This window comes from Mesorhizobium sp. M0208, assembly GCF_040322015.1.
Taxonomy (GTDB): domain Bacteria; phylum Pseudomonadota; class Alphaproteobacteria; order Rhizobiales; family Rhizobiaceae; genus Mesorhizobium.
Genome location: NZ_JAMYSP010000023.1, coordinates 65,706 through 83,735 on the forward strand (window position 1 = coordinate 65,706; position 18,030 = coordinate 83,735).

16 protein-coding genes and 1 tRNA gene are annotated in these 18,030 nt (G+C 62.7%); 10 read left to right on the top strand and 7 right to left on the bottom strand.

Going from position 1 to position 18,030, the window contains the following annotated elements; genetic code table 11:
• Window positions 1–302: 302 nt before the first annotated feature.
• The gene (locus tag NKJ17_RS22040) at window positions 303–602 is read left to right on the top strand and encodes a DUF982 domain-containing protein (RefSeq protein ID WP_254818355.1); all 300 of its coding nucleotides are present in this window, start codon (window positions 303–305) and stop codon (window positions 600–602) included.
• Window positions 603–726: 124 nt separating this feature from the next.
• On the opposite strand, the gene NKJ17_RS22045 is transcribed toward NKJ17_RS22040, so the two are convergent.
• The 3 genes from NKJ17_RS22045 to phaC all read right to left on the bottom strand — a co-directional run bounded on the left by NKJ17_RS22045 (window position 727) and on the right by phaC (window position 4,241).
• A tRNA-Glu gene (locus tag NKJ17_RS22045) sits at window positions 727–801 on the bottom strand.
• Window positions 802–974: 173 nt separating this feature from the next.
• Complete coding sequence (locus NKJ17_RS22050) at window positions 975–2,087, bottom strand: YcbK family protein (RefSeq protein WP_352508768.1); 1,113 nt, start codon at window positions 2,085–2,087, stop codon at window positions 975–977.
• Window positions 2,088–2,414: 327 nt separating this feature from the next.
• The gene (gene phaC, locus NKJ17_RS22055) at window positions 2,415–4,241 is read right to left on the bottom strand and encodes a class I poly(R)-hydroxyalkanoic acid synthase (RefSeq protein ID WP_352508758.1); all 1,827 of its coding nucleotides are present in this window, start codon (window positions 4,239–4,241) and stop codon (window positions 2,415–2,417) included.
• A 97-nt stretch (window positions 4,242–4,338) separates the two neighbouring features.
• Between phaC and NKJ17_RS22060 the strand changes: the two genes are divergently transcribed.
• The 5 genes from NKJ17_RS22060 to recJ all read left to right on the top strand — a co-directional run bounded on the left by NKJ17_RS22060 (window position 4,339) and on the right by recJ (window position 10,368).
• Entirely contained in the window at window positions 4,339–4,725 is a 387-nt protein-coding gene (locus NKJ17_RS22060; RefSeq protein WP_254818357.1) for a hypothetical protein, read from the top strand.
• A 40-nt stretch (window positions 4,726–4,765) separates the two neighbouring features.
• Window positions 4,766–5,983 carry an LL-diaminopimelate aminotransferase gene (locus NKJ17_RS22065; RefSeq protein WP_254818358.1) on the top strand — a complete coding sequence of 406 codons (1,218 nt, stop codon included), beginning with the start codon at window positions 4,766–4,768 and terminating at the stop codon, window positions 5,981–5,983.
• A 42-nt stretch (window positions 5,984–6,025) separates the two neighbouring features.
• Entirely contained in the window at window positions 6,026–7,339 is a 1,314-nt protein-coding gene (locus tag NKJ17_RS22070; RefSeq protein ID WP_352508757.1) for a homoserine dehydrogenase, read from the top strand.
• 200 nt (window positions 7,340–7,539) lie between these two features.
• A complete protein-coding gene (glpX, locus tag NKJ17_RS22075; protein WP_352689960.1) occupies window positions 7,540–8,523 on the top strand; it encodes a class II fructose-bisphosphatase in 984 nt (327 codons plus the stop codon).
• Window positions 8,524–8,583: 60 nt separating this feature from the next.
• A complete protein-coding gene (gene recJ / locus NKJ17_RS22080) occupies window positions 8,584–10,368 on the top strand; it encodes a single-stranded-DNA-specific exonuclease RecJ (protein ID WP_352689961.1) in 1,785 nt (594 codons plus the stop codon).
• 21 nt (window positions 10,369–10,389) lie between these two features.
• Here the strand turns inward: recJ and NKJ17_RS22085 are convergent, their stop codons facing one another.
• The 3 genes from NKJ17_RS22085 to folE all read right to left on the bottom strand — a co-directional run bounded on the left by NKJ17_RS22085 (window position 10,390) and on the right by folE (window position 12,589).
• Window positions 10,390–11,361, bottom strand: coding sequence for a patatin family protein (locus NKJ17_RS22085; RefSeq protein ID WP_352689962.1), 972 nt, complete (start codon window positions 11,359–11,361; stop codon window positions 10,390–10,392).
• Between the two features lie 84 nt (window positions 11,362–11,445).
• Window positions 11,446–11,916 (bottom strand): phosphoribosyl-AMP cyclohydrolase, encoded by a 471-nt coding sequence (gene hisI, locus NKJ17_RS22090; RefSeq protein WP_352479758.1) that lies wholly within the window; start codon window positions 11,914–11,916, stop codon window positions 11,446–11,448.
• Between the two features lie 10 nt (window positions 11,917–11,926).
• Window positions 11,927–12,589: a GTP cyclohydrolase I FolE gene (gene folE / locus NKJ17_RS22095; protein WP_254818364.1), complete on the bottom strand. Its 663-nt coding sequence runs from the start codon at window positions 12,587–12,589 to the stop codon at window positions 11,927–11,929.
• Between the two features lie 240 nt (window positions 12,590–12,829).
• Between folE and NKJ17_RS22100 the strand changes: the two genes are divergently transcribed.
• Window positions 12,830–13,276 (top strand): iron-sulfur cluster assembly scaffold protein, encoded by a 447-nt coding sequence (locus NKJ17_RS22100; RefSeq protein ID WP_023678879.1) that lies wholly within the window; start codon window positions 12,830–12,832, stop codon window positions 13,274–13,276.
• Here the strand turns inward: NKJ17_RS22100 and NKJ17_RS22105 are convergent.
• Entirely contained in the window at window positions 13,273–14,187 is a 915-nt protein-coding gene (locus NKJ17_RS22105) for a LysR substrate-binding domain-containing protein (protein WP_352689963.1), read from the bottom strand. The two genes, NKJ17_RS22100 and NKJ17_RS22105, sit on opposite strands and share 4 nt — an antisense overlap.
• Before the next feature lie 337 nt (window positions 14,188–14,524).
• On the opposite strand from NKJ17_RS22105, the gene yidD reads away from it, so the two are divergent.
• The 3 genes from yidD (at window position 14,525) to thrS (ending at window position 18,001) form a co-directional block, all read left to right on the top strand.
• Entirely contained in the window at window positions 14,525–14,899 is a 375-nt protein-coding gene (gene yidD / locus NKJ17_RS22110; protein WP_352689975.1) for a membrane protein insertion efficiency factor YidD, read from the top strand.
• A 145-nt stretch (window positions 14,900–15,044) separates the two neighbouring features.
• Window positions 15,045–15,860 carry a class D beta-lactamase gene (gene blaOXA, locus NKJ17_RS22115; protein WP_352689964.1) on the top strand — a complete coding sequence of 272 codons (816 nt, stop codon included), beginning with the start codon at window positions 15,045–15,047 and terminating at the stop codon, window positions 15,858–15,860.
• Window positions 15,861–16,027: 167 nt separating this feature from the next.
• Window positions 16,028–18,001 carry a threonine--tRNA ligase gene (gene thrS, locus NKJ17_RS22120; protein ID WP_352689965.1) on the top strand — a complete coding sequence of 658 codons (1,974 nt, stop codon included), beginning with the start codon at window positions 16,028–16,030 and terminating at the stop codon, window positions 17,999–18,001.
• Window positions 18,002–18,030 lie beyond the last annotated feature (29 nt).

An 18,030-nucleotide genomic window follows, 5' to 3' on the forward strand; every position in this document is an offset into this window, starting at 1 on the left:
TTTTGTCCGTCTTGCAGGGATGCGAGGGCTGGATGAGCCCCCGCCAGAGAAATCTCCCCAGATTTGGCACTGGAAGGCGCAAGGTTCAAGGACGAACTGCCGGCGACGACCGAAGACCGGCGATATTCAGGTCTTTGGGGCACTCTCCTTGCCTGTAGCTGCCCATGCTCCCGACCGGTTCATTTGGCTACCGCAGTGACGACACATTTCTAGGCGAGAAGTCGGCCCAAGCATGAAGCCGCCACGGCAACTTTTTATGCCGAACGATGTTGCTGCGGGGGTGTCGGTTCGGGAGAGGTCGAATGGACAGACTGCAATTTGCGGTGCCGGTGCGTATCGCGCCTGTGCCCAGCCAGCCGGTCGAGGAAATCTACAGTGTCGAGCAGGCGCTCGATTTCCTGCAAACGTGGCCGGTTCGCCGGAAGGGGCCAACCTACCAGGCTGCGTTCAATGCCTGTTTTGGCGCCACGGTGGACATCGTCGAGACCGAAGACGCATGGCGGGCCTTCATGGCCTTTTGCCGGGTGAGCGGCCTGCTTGCCAGGGACATGATGGTTCCTCCGCGCAAGCGCGGCGGCGAGGCGAGGGGGCTGCGGGCGTAGGGAGCCCTGGGCACAATCCGCAGTTTGTCTTCGCCCTTTGCTGACACCCCCATCAGAGTGGGTGGGGTCCGGCCAAGTTTGCCAGCGTCACGCTGGCGATAGACATATGCCGAGTTGAAATTGCTGGTACGCCCAAGGGGAATCGAACCCCTGTTACCGCCGTGAAAGGGCGGTGTCCTGACCGCTAGACGATGGGCGCGCTCAGATGTGAGCGCTTATAGTTGCGTCGCGGCAAACCGGCAACCCGTCTGCCGCCGGCTGCGACAACTTTTTTCCTTTGGCTCCAAACCGCGTCTTTCCGACAGCCAAGGTGGTTTTGCAGCATGCTGCAACGTCGCCGAGGGGACTTCGCTGTGGCCGAAGAACCTCTCCCTAGCCGCGCCTGCGGCAACGCCAGTTCCAGTCGCGCTCGGGGCCGACATCGACATGGACGGATTCGGTGTGGCAGTAGGTGCCGACGCCGCCGCGGCCCGGCATGGTGCGGATATAGCTCGCCAGTTCCCATTTCGAGACGCCGGGGACCTGGATGTCGGCGGCGGCGCAGTACATGTGCAGCGAATTCTTGGCGCCGTTGGCGCGGCGGTTGCGGGCCGGGTCGCGATAGCCGGAGGTGACCGTCATCTTGCGGCCGTAATGGCCTTCGATCGTCTTCAGCACGCGAACCAGCGACGGCTTCAAGCAGGCGACATCGACGCTTTCGTTCTGTTTCAGGAGGCCGTTGGGCGCGAGCCTGGCGAGGCCGGCGGCGGAGGCGACCTGGTAGGCACCACCCGAACCTTCGTCTTCGTTGAGATCGACGTCGCTCTCATCGTCGAGGCCGGATTTGCGCTTGATCTCGAACAACGCCGTCTGGCGCACTCCGGGCAGCGCATCGGCCGTGAAATGGCTGGTATCGCCGGTCGACACCAACTGCACCGGCTTTTCAGCCGGATTGGCCGAGGCCAAGGTAACGGTGGGTTTCGCCGCAGGCGTCGCCTTGGCCTGCACGGCCGTTGGCTGCCCGCCCGATCTGCTGTTGGCCGGCGATGCTGCCGAAGCGGGGGTGGCGCTGAACAGCGAGGCTAGGAAGTTTTTCTTCGGTGCGTAGGCCTGTGGCTGCGGCATCTCGCCGGCGGTTACATAGACCGGGTTGTTCATCGCCGGCGCGGCGGCCTTGGCGTCGGGCTTCGATGCATCAGCACTGTTTTGTGCCACGGCCTGTTCGGCCGTCTGGGCGTTTGGTTGCAGCGGCTGCGGCGTGTGTCCCGCGATCGTCTCGGCTGCCGTTGGAACGGCGATCGGGAAGCCGGCATCGGGCTTGGCCCCTGGCTTGGCTATTGGCACATAGGCGACCTGCTCGGGAAGGTTGGCGTCACCGTCGGCATTCATCGTCATTTGTGCGGTTGTCATCTGCGACGATAATGCGGCCGTGCTGGCCTGGGGCGCACCGGCGGCCGTGCTGATTTCGGTAGCCGAGGTATTGTAGCCTGGCATGCCGACCGACATGGTCGGGTCGCCGGCCGAGGTGCAGGACGCCAGGAGCACCGAGAAAAGCGCCGCCACAATGGCGCGGCTTTCTCCCTTCGCGAGGCGCGATCCTGCTGATCTCAAAACAAAATTCCCCCTCGATATCCGACCGGTTCGTCATTGGCGCGGCGCCGAAACGTCTCGTCGAAATGACCCTTGTTCCCCGAACCGGAAACGAGACCTGTGTCAAATCTGCAAGCCTCAAAGTAATTTGGCGGCTAGAGGATGAATCAAGGCTGCTCAGGGTTGACGGCACCATTTCGCCCGCTTTTGGCGGCGCGTCAACTCACCACACATTACAGATGGTTACACGCGCACCTTGACATAGGTGCCGGGGGCTTCGCCTAGAACTTGCATGTGCTCGCCCGGTTTGCGGGCCGGAACGCGGGTATTGTCCTTGGCTTCGATCCAGCGTTGCCAGTGCGGCCACCAGGAACCGGGGTGGGCTGTGGCCCCGGCGAGCCATTTGTCAAAGTCGCCGGCCGGCTTGCCGCCGGTCCAGTATTGATATTTCTGCGCCGCCGGCGGATTGACGACCCCGGCGATGTGGCCGGAGCCGGCCATGACGTAGTCGACCTCGCCGCCGAAATATTTCGAGCCGAGGAATACCGATAGCGCCGGCGCGATGTGGTCCTCCTTAGAGGCGAGGTTGTAGACCGGAATGGTAACGTCCTTCAGCGAAACCGTGCGGCCCGCCAGTTCCATCATGCCTTGCGAGAGCCTGTTCTCGAGATAGCAATTGCGCAAATAGAAGGAATGGTTGGCAGCGCCCATGCGGGTCGAATCGGCATTCCAGTAGAGCAGGTCGAAGGGCAGGGGATCCTTGCCGCGCATGTAGTTGTTGACGACATAGGGCCAGATCAGGTCGCCCGAGCGCAGCATGTTGAAGGCGGTCGCCATCTTGGTGCCGTCGAGATAGCCTTTCTCGTTCATCGCCTTCTCGACGGCCGCGACCTGCTCCTCGTCGACGAACACTTTTAGATCGCCGGCATAGGTGAAATCGACCTGGGTCGTGAAGAAGGTGGCGGATTTGATGCGGTGGTCGCCTTCCTGCGCCATCAGCGCCAGGGCCGCCGCCAGAAGCGTGCCGCCGACGCAATAGCCGATGGCGTTGACCTGCCTTTCGCCGGTTGCCTTCTCGATCGTGTCGAGGCCGTATTGCAGGCCCTCCCTGATATAGGCCTCCCAACTCTTGGCGCCGTGCCGCTCGTCCGGGTTGATCCAGGAGATTACGAACACGGTGTGGCCTTGCTCGACCGCCCAGCGAATGAAGGATTTTTGCGGGTTGAGATCGAGGATGTAGTATTTGTTGATCCATGGCGGGCAGATCAGCAGCGGCCGCTTGAGCACGGTGTCGGTAGTCGGCTCGTATTGCAGGATTTCGGCGACGTCGCTGCGGCCGACCACCTTACCCGGCGTGGCGGCGAGATTCTTGCCGATCTCGAAGGGCGAATAATCTGCCTGCCGCAGCTTCAGGTCACCCTTGCCCGCGGCGATGTCCTCGGCGAGCATCTTCATGCCGCGCACCAGGTTTTCACCGTTCGAGGCGACAGTCTCGCGAAACAATTCCGGATTGGTCAGGATGAAATTCGACGGCGAGATGGCATTGGACACCTGCTTGACATAAAAGCCGGCCTTGTGGCGGGTATGCTCGTCCAGGCCGTCGGCGTGCTCGACCAGTTCGGCCGCCCAGCGCGAGGTGACCAGATACGCCTGTTTGAGGAAATCGAAGAAGGCGTTGCGGCCCCATTCCGGGTCCTGGAAACGCTTGTCGCCGCGCTCGGGCTTGACCGCGTCCTCGGCGCCGGCGCCGACGCGCTGGACAGCATTGGCCCAGACGGTCATGTAGCCGGAAAACAGCCGCGTTTGCGCCTCCAGCGCGCGCTGCGGGTCGGAGAGCCAGTACTCGGTGAGCTTGGAGAACGTCTTCACCATGTCGACGACCGGCTCGGCGACGTGATCGCGTACCTCGCCCTTTTCCCGCGGCTCGGCCCATGCCGAGGCGGCTTTGCCGGCCTGCTCGATCATGCGGGCCATGTTCAGAGCGAAGCGTTCCGGGTCCTTCACCAGATATTGCTCGACGGTCGAAGGTTGGTCATCTTCCGCTTTGCCCGAATCGGGTGTTTTGGCCATGGTTCGCGGGGTTCCTCCCGAAGCGTTTTGTTGACATATTACCATGGGATATCGAACAGGGTCCAATGTGCTCTAACCCGGCCGCCAGGAAAACAATATGACGATTAATATTGGCAAGAACGTTTTTTCCGGCACTGGTCGTTTTTGCCGCATGGCGCTCGTCATGTTGACGATGGCCGGTTGCACGAGCAGCAACATGGAAGGTGCGGCGCCCGCCACCGGCCTTGTCGGCGCGAAGGACACCGGTTCCTATCCGAACCTGAACATCCGGCCGCAGGTGGCGGCCGAGCAATTCACCGACGAGGAAAAGAACGCCAAGCTCGCCCAACTGAAGGCCGAGAAGCAGAGCCAGGCCGCCAAGGGCGGCGGCGTCAAGGTTGCGGACCAGGCAGCGCTGGACCAGCTGGCAAAAAAACACGGCGCCGAGGCGCTGAAGCAGATCGAAGGCAAATGCGACCCCGCTCTCGACCCTAGTTGCAAATAAGCTTATACGCGCGACCGCAACCTCACTGTCTGGAACTGCCATGGAAGAATTTCACAAGGTCCGCCGGCTTCCGCCCTATGTCTTCGAACAGGTCAACCGGCTGAAGGCCAGCGCCCGTTCGCGCGGCGCCGACATCATCGATCTTGGCATGGGCAATCCGGACCTGCCGACGCCCAAGGCCATCGTCGACAAATTATGCGAGGTGGTGCGCGATCCGCGCACGCACCGATATTCGTCGTCGCGCGGCATTCCGGGTCTGCGCCGTGCACAGGCCAACTACTATGCCCGCCGCTTCGGCGTGAAGCTCGACCCGGACAGCCAGGTGGTGGCGACGCTCGGCTCGAAGGAGGGCTTCGCCAATATGGCGCAGGCGATCACCGCCCCCGGCGACGTGATCCTGTGCCCCAATCCGACCTATCCGATCCACGCCTTCGGCTTCATTATGTCGGGCGGCGTCATCCGCTCGCTGCAGGTCGAGCCGGACGACGGCTTTATCCCGGCCCTGGAGCGCGGCATCCGCCATTCGATCCCGAAGCCGCTGGCACTAATCCTCAATTATCCGTCCAACCCGACGGCACTGGTCGCTTCGCTCGATTTCTACAAGGAGGTGGTGGCCTTCGCCAGGAAGAACGACATCATCATCCTGTCGGACCTTGCCTATTCGGAAATCTATTTCGACGGCAATCCGCCGCCTTCGGTGCTGCAGGTGCCGGGCGCCATAGACGTCGCCGTCGAGTTCACCTCGATGTCGAAGACCTTTTCGATGCCGGGCTGGCGCATGGGTTTTGCGGTCGGCAATGAACGGCTGATCTCGGCGCTGACGCGGGTGAAATCCTATCTCGACTACGGCGCCTTCACGCCGATCCAGGTGGCGGCGGCGCATGCGCTTAACGGCGACGGCGCCGACATCGCCGAAGTGCGCGACGTCTACCGCAAACGCCGCGATGTCATGGTCGACTCCTTCAGCCGTGCCGGCTGGACCATTCCCGCACCGGCGGCATCGATGTTCGCCTGGGCGCCGATCCCGGAGCCGTTCAAGCACCTTGGCTCGCTTGAGTTCTCCAAGCTCCTGATCGAGCACGCCGACGTCGCGGTGGCGCCGGGCGTCGGCTTCGGCGAGCATGGCGACGATCACGTGCGCATCGCGCTGGTCGAAAACGAGCATCGGATCCGGCAAGCGGCGCGCAACATTAAGCGCTTCCTCGCATCCAGCGCCAAGCAGCCGAATAATGTCGTACCGCTCGCCGCGCATCGCTGATCTTATACACATCGACCGAATTGTTGAGGGGCGTCGCCGGACATGGCTGAAGCGTTGCGTGTTGGAATTGCCGGCCTCGGCACCGTCGGTGCGTCTGTGGCCCGTGTGCTGCGCGACAAGGCGGCCGAACTGACGCGGCAGTGCGGACGCGACATCGTGGTGTCGGCGGTTTCGGCCCGCGATCCCAAACGCGACCGCGGCGTCGATCTTGGTACGGCACAGTGGTTCGACGATGCCGTCAAGATGGCGCAGATCGCCGAGATAGATGTCTTCGTCGAGTTGATCGGCGGCGACGAAGGCCCGTCGCGCTCGTCCGTCAAAGCGGCGCTCGAGGCCGGCCGACATGTCGTTACCGCAAACAAGGCATTGCTTGCCAAGCACGGCGTCTCACTGGCCGAGATCGCAGAAAAGAGGGGTGTGCTGCTCAACTACGAAGCGGCGGTGGCAGGCGGCATTCCGGTCATCAAGACGATGCGCGAGGCGATGGCCGGCAATTCGGTGACCCGCGTTTTCGGCATTCTCAACGGTACCTGCAATTATATTTTGACGCGCATGGAAGCCGAGGGCCTGTCCTTTGATGCCTGCCTGAAGGATGCGCAACGGTTGGGCTATGCCGAAGCCGACCCGACCTTCGACATCGAGGGCCACGACACCGCACACAAGCTGTCGATCCTGACCAGCCTTGCCTTCGGCACGAAGATCGCCGCCAACGATATCTACATGGAAGGCATCTCCAACATCAGCCAGGCCGACATCCGCGCGGCCGGCGATCTCGGCTACCGGATCAAGCTGCTTGGCGTCGCCCAACGCACCGAAAGCGGCATCGAGCAGCGCGTGCATCCGACCATGGTGCCGACGGCCTCGGTCATCGCGCAGGTGCACGGCGTCACCAATGCGGTGGCCATCGAGACCGACATCCTCGGCGAATTGCTGCTCTCCGGCCCCGGTGCCGGCGGCAACGCCACCGCATCGGCGGTGATCGGCGACATTGCCGACATCGCTAAGAGCCGGCCTGGGTTCCAGCATGGTCCGGTCTTCGGCCGGCCGGCGAAGGAGCTCAAGCCCTACAAGAAGGCGCAGATGCGCAGCCATGCCGGGGGTTATTTCATCCGGCTGACCGTGCACGACCGCCTCGGCGTCTTCGCGGCAATAGCCAAGCGCATGGCTGACAACGACATTTCGCTGGAATCGATCGTCCAGCATGCCGCCGGTCCGGAAACCGAGGCACAGAAGACCGTCATCCTGGTGACCCACGAGACGACCGAGGCGGCGGTGCGTAAGGCCGTCGACGGCATCACCAGGGACAGCCTTCTGACCGACAAGCCGCAAGTCATCCGCATCGAGCGGGCCGGATAGCAGTCTCACATTTTGCGTTTAATCGATTGATATTGCTGCGCTTTCAAAAAGGTCCAGCGCAGGTCTTGCTGTTGTCACGGGGCTTTGACACAAGGAGCGCGTCTCTGGCGGGAGGCTAATGCATGTCGCCCAAACGTGTGCGGCGGTTTTTGGGACGACGACATGCATAAAAACAAAGTGCCAACGAGGATTGTCCATCGATGAATGTGGCCCAGAACATTGTCGCCGGCCTCGACCGGATACTGACCATGGAATTGGTGCGCGTCACCGAACGCGCCGCGGTCGCGGCCGCCAGATTGCGCGGACGCGGCGACGAGAAAGCCGCCGACCAGGTTGCGGTCGATGCCATGCGGCAGGAACTCAACCGTCTTGCCATCAACGGCACGGTAGTGATCGGCGAGGGCGAGCGCGACGAGGCGCCGATGCTTTATATCGGCGAGGAAGTCGGTACCGGCAAAGGCCCGGCTGTCGACATCGCGCTCGATCCGCTCGAAGGCACGACGATCTGCGCCAAGAACCTGCCCAACGCATTGGCCGTTATCGCCATTGCCGAAAAAGGCAGCCTTTTGTTCGCGCCGGATGTCTATATGGACAAGATCGCGATCGGCCCGGGCTATGCCGACGGCATCATCGACATCGATGCCTCGCCGGCCGAAAACATCGCCAGCCTCGCCAGGGCCAAGGGCGTGCCGGTGGCGGAGATCACCGCCTGTATTCTCGACCGGCCACGCCATGGCGCGTTGATCGAAGCCGTGCGGGCGACCGGCGCCGCGATCCGTCTGATCGGCGACGGTGATGTCGCCGGGGTCATCCACACCACCGATCCGGACGAGACCGGTATCGACATTTATCTCGGCACCGGAGGCGCGCCGGAAGGCGTGCTTGCAGCTGCCGCCTTGCGCTGCACCGGTGGCCAGATGCAGGGCAGGTTGATCCTCGATACGCCGGAAAAGCTGGCGCGCGCCGCCAAGATGGGCATCTCCGACCCCAAACGGATCTACCACACGCAAGACATGGCACGCGGCGACGTGCTGTTTGCCGCGACCGGCGTCACCGACGGCAATATGCTGGCCGGCGTCAAGTTCGGCCACAATTTCATCACCACGCACACGATCGTGCTGCGCTCGTCATCGCGGACCGTGCGCGAGATCAAGGCCAGGCACCAGGATCTGGAAAAGTTTTGATTTCGACTCAGTTAGCCGTTGCATATTGTGCGCAATGACAAATTGCAGACGGCGCATCACGTGACGGGGGAAAGACGCTTTTTCCTCGATGTCAGGCAATCGGCCACCGGCGTTTCCTGGGAACACCGGCTGACCGAGCGCCAGGACATGGCCGCGCTCGCCATCGCGCAAGGTTATGGCGTGCCCGACATCGTGGCGCGCGTGCTGGCCGGGCGCGGCGTCACCGCCGAGCAGACCGAGCGGTTTCTCGATCCGACCATCCGCAACCTGCTGCCCGACCCGGCATCGCTGACCGACATGGACAAGGCCGCCTCTCGTATCGCCCAGGCGGTGACGGCCAGGGAAAAGGTAGCGATCTTTGGCGATTACGATGTCGACGGCGCCGCCTCGTCGGCGCTGCTCAAGCGCTTTCTCGCGCATTTCTCGGTGCCGTCGGAGATCTACATACCGGACCGCATCTTCGAGGGTTACGGCCCCAATCCGGAAGCGATGCGCGAACTCGTCTCGCGCGGCGCGACGCTGATCGTCACCGTCGATTGCGGCACCAATAGTGCTGCTTCCATCGATGCGGCGAAGGCCGCCGGCGCCGACGTCGTGGTGCTCGATCACCATCAGGTCGGCGGGCCGTTGCCGGCGGCGGCTGCGGTCGTTAACCCAAATCGCGAGGACGACCTTTCCGGCCAAGGTCATCTTTGTGCCGCCGGCGTCGTCTTCCTTTGCCTGGTGCAGACCGCGAAGATCCTGCGCGGCCGCTTGCCGGATGCCGCACCGCCGGACCTGCTTGCCCTGCTCGACCTGGTGGCGCTGGGCACAGTCTGCGACGTGGTGCCGCTCACCGGCGTCAACCGCGCCTTCGTGATCAAGGGGCTGCAGGTGGCGCGGCAGCAGAGAAACGAAGGGCTGGCGGCGTTGGCGCGGGTCTCGCGTATAGGCGAGCCGATCAGCACGTTCCATCTGGCCTTTCTGATCGGTCCGCGCATCAACGCCGGCGGGCGCATCGGCGACGCAGCACTTGGCAGCCGCCTGCTTGCAACCGACGACCCGGTCGAAGCCCGCACCATCGCCGAGACGCTGGATCGGCTCAACCAGGAGCGGCAGTCGATGGAGCAGGAGATGCTGGCCGCGGCGCGCTCAGAGACCGACGCCGAGCTTGCCGGCGGCAATGGTCCGGCCATCGTGGTCACAGCCAGCAGCAACTGGCACCCGGGCATTGTCGGCCTGCTTGCCTCGCGGCTCAAGGACCATGCGCGCCGGCCCGCATTTGCCATTGCCTTCAACGCCAACGGTGTCGGTACGGGTTCAGGCCGTTCAGTGTCTGGCTTCGACCTCGGCCGGCTGGTGCGCGAGGCTGCCGATGCCGGACTTATCGTCAAGGGCGGCGGCCACGGAATGGCGGCCGGCATCACTGTCGAGCGGGCGAAGCTCGGCGAACTCAGGGCTTTCTTCGAAGAGCGCGCGGCGGTGGACGTGTTCCGCCTGCAAGGGCAGGAGAGCCTGGCGATCGACGGTGCGCTTGCCGCCGAGGGCGCGACGCTCGCGCTGCTCGATGCACTTGAGAGGGCAGGGCCGTTCGGCGCAGGGCATGTCGCGCCGGTGTTCGCGCTGCCGCGCCACCGGCTTGTCGATGCGCGGGCGGTCGGCACCAACCACATCCGCGCCGACCTGCAGTCGGAAAGCGGCGGCCGCATCCAGGCGATCGCCTTTCGCGCCGTCGATACCGCGCTCGGCGAATTCCTGTTCAAGAACAGGGGTAAGCCGGTGCATGTAGCCGGCTCGCTGTCGGGCAACCACTGGAACGGCAACCGCACGGTGCAATTTCGTATCGTCGACGCGGCGCTTGCCTGAGAAGCTCGCCGTCCGCTCTGCCTAAGCGAGGACGGTCTGCAGCCGGGTCAGGTCGCCGATCTGCGCCATCGTTGCCTGGTAGCCGATACGGATTGCTTCGTCGGCGCGGTGGAATTCGGTCAGGCCGATATGGCTGAGCTTCGGCTGCAGCGATATGTCCGGCGGGTCGCCGGCCAGCCTGGCGCGCGAAATGCGATCCTGAATGATGTTGAAGGCCTCGACCATGACGCCGGTAATGCCGAGCCGCGTCTCGCGCGACTGGCGTTCGGGATCGGCGTGGCCGGCCCGCGGCGCGTCTTTCTCGATGACCAACTCGCCGGCATTGTGCTTGATCACCGCGGCGCGGCCGAACAGATCGTAGTGAAGGTTCACCGCGACCACGAGCGGCTGCTCGTAGGCACGGCAAACCGAGACCGGCACCGGATTGACCAGGGCGCCGTCAACCAGCACACGCCCATTGCAGGCGACCGGCTCGAACACGCCGGGCAGCGCGTAGGAGGCGCGCATTGCGGTGCTCAACGAGCCGCTCGACAGCCAGATCTCATGGCCGGTGCGGATTTCCGAAGCGACGCAGACGAATGGTTTTGGCAGGTCCTCGAAGCGGATGCCGGCTATGTGCTCGCGTAGCCGCGCATCGAGCTTCATGCCACCGAACAGGCCGCTGCCGCGTAGATTGAGGTCGAGAAGGCCAAAAATGCGCCGCCTGGTCAGGCTGCGCGCGAATTCTTCCAGCTCGTCGAGCTTGCCGGCAACATAGCAGCCGCCGACCAGCGCGCCGATCGAGGTGCCGGCGATCATCGACACTTCGATGCCGGCTTCGTCAAGCGCGCGCAGCACGCCGATATGCGCCCAGCCGCGCGCACAGCCGCCACCCAATGCCAGCGAAATCCCTGTTTTGCCCGGAGATATGGTTTCGGATGCGCCCGCGGCCGAGGAGAGGCCATTCGCCTCCCGAACGTCAGGTCTGTTGCGCAATGACGCCCAGTCGAGCATCACAATCTCCCTTGTCCCACGGTCATCCTACAGGCGGGCCGTATCGAAATCATGAATACACGTGGCTGAAGTGCTGCGAATGGTTCATATTGATGGTGTATTGGGCTTTCGATAGGTTTTTTCCGCATCGAACAGCGGCTTGCTGCCGTCGCTGGCAAGCGTCCCTTTGCCATCGCTCAGCCCCACCGTCCGATAAAAGCATGAACGTCGGCCGGTGTGACAAGTTGCTTCATGACCCAGCACTTTGACGCGCAACCATATCGCGTCCTGGTCACAATCCGTGAGCATCTCGACGACCTGCTGGACATTGCCCGAGGTTTCGCCCTTCTTCCACAGCGCGTTGCGCGAACGCGACCAGTAGTGCGCGATGCCGGTCTCGAGCGTTAGCGCCAGCGCCTCGGCATTCATATGCGCGACCATCAGCAGCATGCCGTCTTCGGCATCGGTGACGACGGCGGTGACGAGGCCGCCGGCATCGAAGCGCGGCGAAAGGACCGTGCCTTCCTCAAGCGCCTTCTTGTCTGAGGGAGCTTTCGGGAATTCCAATGCCGACATTCGCCGGTCCTTATTTAACGAAGGTGGGGCGGGTCTGATCAGTTCCGCCGCCGCGCACCATGGTGACGAAGCGGACCTGCTCTTCGGGTGTATCCTTGAAGGCGCCGGTGAAGGTCGAGGTCAGCGTGGTGGAGCCCTGCTTGCGGATGCCCCGCATGGCCATGCACATATGCTCGGCTTCAAGCATGACCGCCACGCCGCGCGGATTGAGGACGTCCTGGATGACGCCGGCAATCTGCGCCGTCATCGCTTCCTGGGTCTGCAGGCGATGGGCGAAGATGTCGACGACGCGGGCGATCTTGGACAGGCCGACAACCTTGCCGTCAGGCAGATAGCCGACATGCGCCTTGCCGATGATCGGCACCATGTGATGCTCGCAATGCGAGTGGAAGGATATGTCCTTGACGAGGACGAGGTCGTCATAGCCGGCGACTTCCTCGAAGGTGCGGCCAAGTTCCTCGGCTGGGCACATATCATAACCGTTGAACATTTCGCGGAATGCCTTGGTGACGCGCTTCGGCGTGTCGATCAGGCCCTCGCGGTCAGGGTTGTCGCCGGTCCAGCGCAGCAAGATGCGCACAGCGGCTTCGACTTCGGCCTCGCTCGGCCGGTCGGTGACCGGCTTTTCCATATAGGCGGACCGCGGCATGAGTTTCTTGATAACGGCGTCCATAAAGGCGTCTCCCGTAGTTCCTCTCTCAGGAGGAACGAGTTGAACGGACCACGACCTTTCGGGTGTCAGAAACTCGCCCGGTTTCCAGCCCGTAAGTGGCGTGAACAGAATTGGGCACGACGAGGTTTGTGGTCGCCTTGTCGATACCCGACTACCGCCATTATATATGTTCGTGCCGAGCGAAAGGAAGACGCCAGAGCGGCAATGACTGTTCGCTGGGCGGCGACGGATTGGAAAAATATGATCGACGATGTCTACAATGCGAAAATTCTGGGTTTTGCCGGAAACATCGCACGGATCGGCCGGCTCGACCGGCCCGACGCAACCGCACGAGCACATTCCAAGCTGTGCGGCTCGACGGTGACCGTCGATCTGAAGATGGATGATGGGGTCGTCAGCGATTTCGCGCATGACGTGAAGGCCTGTGCGCTTGGCCAGGCGTCCTCTTCGATCATGGCGCAGCATGTCGTCGGCGCCAGCGCCGAAGAATTGCGCAGCGTGCGCGAGACGATGCTGAAGATGCTGAAGGAAAATGGTCCGCCGCCCGAAGGCCGCTTCGCCGACCTGAAATATCTGGAACCGGTGCGCGACTATAAGGCGCGCCACGCCTCGACCATGCTGACCTTCGACGCAGTGGTCGACGCCATCGGTCAGATTGAGAAGAAGCGGGCCGAGGAGGCGGCCTAGATCTCGGCAAGGAAACGCCGGCTTTCGGCGAATTCCGCCCGGACCCAGTCGGCAAAAGCCCTGGCCGGCTCTGAAAGGTCATTCAGCCTTCTGGCCACCAGCCAATAGGCGCCGGACGCGACGTCGATGTCGAAAGGCTTGATCAGCGCGCCGGACGCAAGTTCTTCGCCGATCTGCAGAAGATCGCCCAGCGCGACACCATGTCCAAGCAAAGCTGCCTGCTTCGAAAGCGAAGCATCCGCCAGCATCGGGCCGCGCGCAGGCACGGCCTCAGCCGTCACGCCAGCCGCTTCGAACCAGCGCGCCCAAGCCTGACGGTTTTCTTCGTGCAGCAATGCGTAGCGACCAAGGTCGATCGGTTTTTCCAGAGCTGGCCCGGATGCAAGAAGCGCCGGCGACAGGACTGGTGAGTCGACGACCGCGGCAAGCTGTTCGGCTTCGCTGCGTGGCCATGAGGTGGCGTGCGCACTGAAGCGCAGGGCAAGTTCGGGCTGATCGCTGCGAAACTCTATCAACCTCGGGTCGACCTCAAGGGAAACGTCGATATCGGGTCGCAACTCGCGAAAGCGGTTGAGCCGCGGGACCAGCCATACGGATGCAAGCGATGGCTCGACGCTGACACGGACCACGGACTGCGTCTGGGCCGCCGTCAACTCCGAAAGCAGCCTGTCGATGCCCTCGAAACTTCTGACCAACTGGTCGAGCAGCCGCCGGCCGGTGTCGGTCAACTCGACGCGGCGATGATGGCGGAAGAACAGAGGTTGGCGCAGGAAGGCTTCGAGCTCGCGGATCTGGCGGCTGATCGCTGCCTGCGAGACGTAAAGCTCCGCGGCCGCACGGCTGAAGCTCAGGTGACGACCGGCTGCTTCGAAGCTTCTGAGAGCCGTCAGGGGGAGGTGTCCGCGCTTCATTCGCATAACTCAGAGTTATCTGACGTGGACGTTATACTCGTTTGAAGGGCAAGGCCAGCGGCGCTCTAATCGGCGCTCAAGGAGTGCTGCCATGATCCAGTTTCTCAACGTTCTGGGCGATGTCGTACGGATCGCGACGTTTCAATGGCATGACGAGAAACCCATAGGGATTGGTGCGAGGAGAGGCCGCCGACCAGCGTCGCCGTATGCCGGAAGCCGACGCCCGACCGCTACCCGACTCGCCGTGCCAGGCCATGACGGGATTGCCGAAACGCCATTGCGTTTCTGGCCCGATGCGCACATCTATCGTGTTGAAAAACGTGATGTGGAGACTGCGGTGGTTGGCCAATATCGGCATGCGCGCGGTGCCAGGCCGATTCGACAAGGACGCAACTGGCCCGGCCCGTGGCGCAAGACGCCGGGCCGCCTCTTCGGTACCGCGCTTGTCCGACTCTACCAGCTGACGCTGTCTGGCTTTGTCGGCAATTCCTGCCGGCATTTGCCGACCTGTTCCGAATACGCGCACGAAGCGATCGCCCGCCACGGGCTGTGGGCCGGTGGCTGGATGGGGTTTTTCCGGGTGCTGCGCTGCGGACCGTTCGGAACGCACGGCATCGACCGCGTACCGGAGATCCTGGCTGATCGTTACCGTTGGTTCACGCCATGGCGGTACTGGCGGATCGGGAAAAAACGTGGCGACCTGGACAGTTGACCGCAACTGTTCGGTGCACAACCGGACCGCTTTTACGATCTGGTAGGGTTAACCGCAGCTTGCGCGGACATAGCGCATTTAAGACAAAATCGAGACAAGACGTCTGGCTAAGCCGCTCCTGACACCCTTCAGGAGAGATTGCCAAATGCGCCGGATAGATCGTCTTCCCTTCGTTTTCGCCGTGGTTCTCTATGTCCTGGCGTGGCTGTTGGGTTTTCCGATCCGTGCGCAATCGGCGCCGCTCGGGGACGTCGAATGCACGCTGATCGTCGACGCCGCAGGCGGCGAGACGCTGTATCGCGAAGGGACCTGCGATCAGCGCGTCAGCCCCGCCTCCACGTTCAAGGTTCCGCTGGCGCTGATCGGCTACGATGCTGGAATCCTGAGCGACGAGCACACGCCAAGCTGGGAGTACAAGGCAGAGTTCAATGCGCCGAAACGGGACCGCAAGACCGTCGACCCGACGATCTGGGAAAGGGATTCGGTCATATGGTTCTCACGCGAGATTACGCGCCGGCTCGGCAGCAAACAATTTGCCGGCTATGTGTCGAAATTCGAGTATGGCAACACGGACGTTTCCGGAACTCCCGGCAAGAATGATGGACTCACCCATTCCTGGGTGAATTCTTCGCTCGAGATATCGCCCGTCGAGCAGGTCGATTTCCTGCGCAGGCTGCTGGCGCGAAAACTGCCGGTTTCGAACAAGGCCCACGCCATGACCGGTGCGATCATACCGACGTTTCGAGCGGGCGATTGGACGGTGCAGGGCAAGACTGGAACGACCAGGCTCGGCGACAGCGCCGACAAGCGCTCGCTTGGCTGGTTTGTCGGCTGGGCGCAGACCGATGCTCGCAAGATCGTCTTTGCCCGCCTGGTAATCGATACGGAACGTTCCGACACGCCCAAGGGACCCAAGACGCGGGCGATGTTCCTGAACGAGCTGCCGAATCTCGTCAGGTGACCTATATCCGGCTTTACGGCGCCGAAAACTGTCCATAAAAGACCGCTCGCCGCCGGACGCATCCGGCTCTTACTGATGCATGTCGTAGCCCCAAAACCGCTAGGCAGTTTTGGGCGACATGCATTTCACCACCCGCGCTCGTTTGCGGGACTGGATAGGAGAATCTTATGCTGAATTCCGTTTCCCTGACATTTCCCGATGGCTCCGTCCGCGACTACGACGCGGCGATGACCGGCGCCGACCTGGCGGAATCGATCTCGAAGTCGCTGGCCAAGAAGGCCGTTGCCTATTCGATCGACGGCACGCTGCGCGATCTTTCCGACCCGATCGGCAAGCCGGGCAAGGTCGAGATCATCACTCGCGAGGACCCGCGCGCGCTGGAGCTCATCCGTCACGATGCAGCCCATGTGCTGGCCGAGGCCGTGCAGGAACTTTGGCCGGGTACGCAGGTGACTATCGGGCCGGTGATCGAAAACGGATTCTACTACGATTTTGCTCGCAACGAGCCGTTCACGCCCGACGATTTCCCGGTGATCGAGAAGAAAATGCGCGAGATCATTGCGCGCAACAAGCCGTTCACCAAAGAGGTATGGTCGCGTGAAAAGGCGAAAAGGATCTTTGCCGACAAGGGCGAGCGCTACAAACTGGAGCTGATCGACGCCATTCCCGAGGATCAGGATCTCAAGATCTATGCGCAGGGCGACTGGTTAGACCTTTGCCGCGGCCCGCATATGGCCTCGACCGGCCAGATCGGCAGCGCCTTCAAGCTGATGAAGGTCGCCGGCGCCTATTGGCGCGGCGATTCGAACAACCCGATGCTGACGCGCATCTACGGCACGGCCTGGGCCGACCAGGCGCAGCTCGAAGCCTACCAGACGATGCTGGAGGAGGCCGAGAAGCGCGACCACAGGAAGCTCGGCCGTGAGATGGACCTGTTCCATTTCCAGGAGGAGGGGCCGGGCGTCGTGTTCTGGCACGCCAAAGGCTGGAGGATGTTCCAGAACCTGGCCAATTACATGCGTCGCCGCCTCGACGAGCAGGGCTATCAGGAAGTCAACGCGCCGCAGGTGCTCGACAAGAGCCTGTGGGAGACGTCCGGGCACTGGGGCTGGTACCGGGACAACATGTTCAAGGTGACGGTTGCTGGCGACGACACCGACGACGACCGGGTGTTTGCGCTGAAGCCGATGAACTGCCCCGGCCACGTCCAAATCTTCAAGCACGGGCTGAAGTCCTACCGCGATCTGCCGGTAAAACTTGCGGAATTCGGCAATGTGCATCGCTATGAGCCGTCCGGCGCGCTGCACGGGTTGATGCGCGTGCGCGGCTTTACCCAGGACGATGCCCACATCTTCTGCACCGAGGAACAGCTCGCCGACGAGTGCATCAAGATCAACGATCTGATCCTCTCGACCTATGCGGATTTCGGCTTCGACGAAATCACCGTCAAGCTGGCGACCCGCCCCGAAAAACGGGTCGGCACCGACGCGATGTGGGATCATGCTGAGGGCGTGCTGCAGGACGTGCTCGACAAGATCGCGGCGCGGTCGGGCAACCGGATCAAGACGGGCGTCAATCCGGGTGAGGGCACGTTCTACGGGCCGAAGTTCGAATATGTGCTGAAGGACGCCATCGGCCGCGAATGGCAGTGCGGCACCACACAGGTCGACTTCAACCTGCCGGAGCGTTTTGGCGCCTTCTACATCGGCTCCGATTCGGAAAAGAAGCAGCCGGTGATGGTGCATCGTGCCATCTGCGGTTCCATGGAGCGGTTTCTAGGCATCCTGATCGAGAATTATTCGGGCCATTTCCCGCTCTGGTTCGCACCGCTGCAGGTGGTGGTGGCGACGATCACTTCCGATGCCGACGATTACGCCCAAAAGGTCGTTGCGCAGCTGAAGGCGGCCGGGCTGATTGCCGAAGCCGACCTGCGCAACGAGAAGATCAACTACAAGGTCCGGGAGCATTCGCTGGCCAAGGTCCCGGTCATCCTCGTCTGTGGCAAGCGCGAGGCCGAGGAAGAAACGGTCAATATCCGCCGTCTCGGTTCGCGCGACCAGGAATCGCTTGGTCTCGCAGCTGCCGTGAAGCTGCTTGCCGACGAGGCGGTGACACCCGACCGCAAGCGCCGCGCGGCCTGAACCAGCCGACCTGCAATGAATGCCGGTGG

Excerpts from the sequence above, each read along its gene's own strand:
- NKJ17_RS22070 (WP_352508757.1), top strand. The coding sequence starts at position 6,026 with ATGGCTGAAGCGTTGCGTGTTGGAATTGCCGGCCTCGGCACCGTCGGT.
- NKJ17_RS22050 (WP_352508768.1), bottom strand. The coding sequence starts at position 2,087 with ATGTCGGTCGGCATGCCAGGCTACAATACCTCGGCTACCGAAATCAGC.
- folE (WP_254818364.1), bottom strand. The coding sequence starts at position 12,589 with ATGGACGCCGTTATCAAGAAACTCATGCCGCGGTCCGCCTATATGGAA.
- NKJ17_RS22100 (WP_023678879.1), top strand. The coding sequence starts at position 12,830 with ATGATCGACGATGTCTACAATGCGAAAATTCTGGGTTTTGCCGGAAAC.
- blaOXA (WP_352689964.1), top strand. The coding sequence starts at position 15,045 with ATGCGCCGGATAGATCGTCTTCCCTTCGTTTTCGCCGTGGTTCTCTAT.
- hisI (WP_352479758.1), bottom strand. The coding sequence starts at position 11,916 with ATGTCGGCATTGGAATTCCCGAAAGCTCCCTCAGACAAGAAGGCGCTT.
- NKJ17_RS22040 (WP_254818355.1), top strand. The coding sequence starts at position 303 with ATGGACAGACTGCAATTTGCGGTGCCGGTGCGTATCGCGCCTGTGCCC.
- glpX (WP_352689960.1), top strand. The coding sequence starts at position 7,540 with ATGAATGTGGCCCAGAACATTGTCGCCGGCCTCGACCGGATACTGACC.
- NKJ17_RS22065 (WP_254818358.1), top strand. The coding sequence starts at position 4,766 with ATGGAAGAATTTCACAAGGTCCGCCGGCTTCCGCCCTATGTCTTCGAA.
- phaC (WP_352508758.1), bottom strand. The coding sequence starts at position 4,241 with ATGGCCAAAACACCCGATTCGGGCAAAGCGGAAGATGACCAACCTTCG.
- thrS (WP_352689965.1), top strand. The coding sequence starts at position 16,028 with ATGCTGAATTCCGTTTCCCTGACATTTCCCGATGGCTCCGTCCGCGAC.
- NKJ17_RS22105 (WP_352689963.1), bottom strand. The coding sequence starts at position 14,187 with ATGAAGCGCGGACACCTCCCCCTGACGGCTCTCAGAAGCTTCGAAGCA.
- NKJ17_RS22085 (WP_352689962.1), bottom strand. The coding sequence starts at position 11,361 with ATGCTCGACTGGGCGTCATTGCGCAACAGACCTGACGTTCGGGAGGCG.
- NKJ17_RS22060 (WP_254818357.1), top strand. The coding sequence starts at position 4,339 with ATGACGATTAATATTGGCAAGAACGTTTTTTCCGGCACTGGTCGTTTT.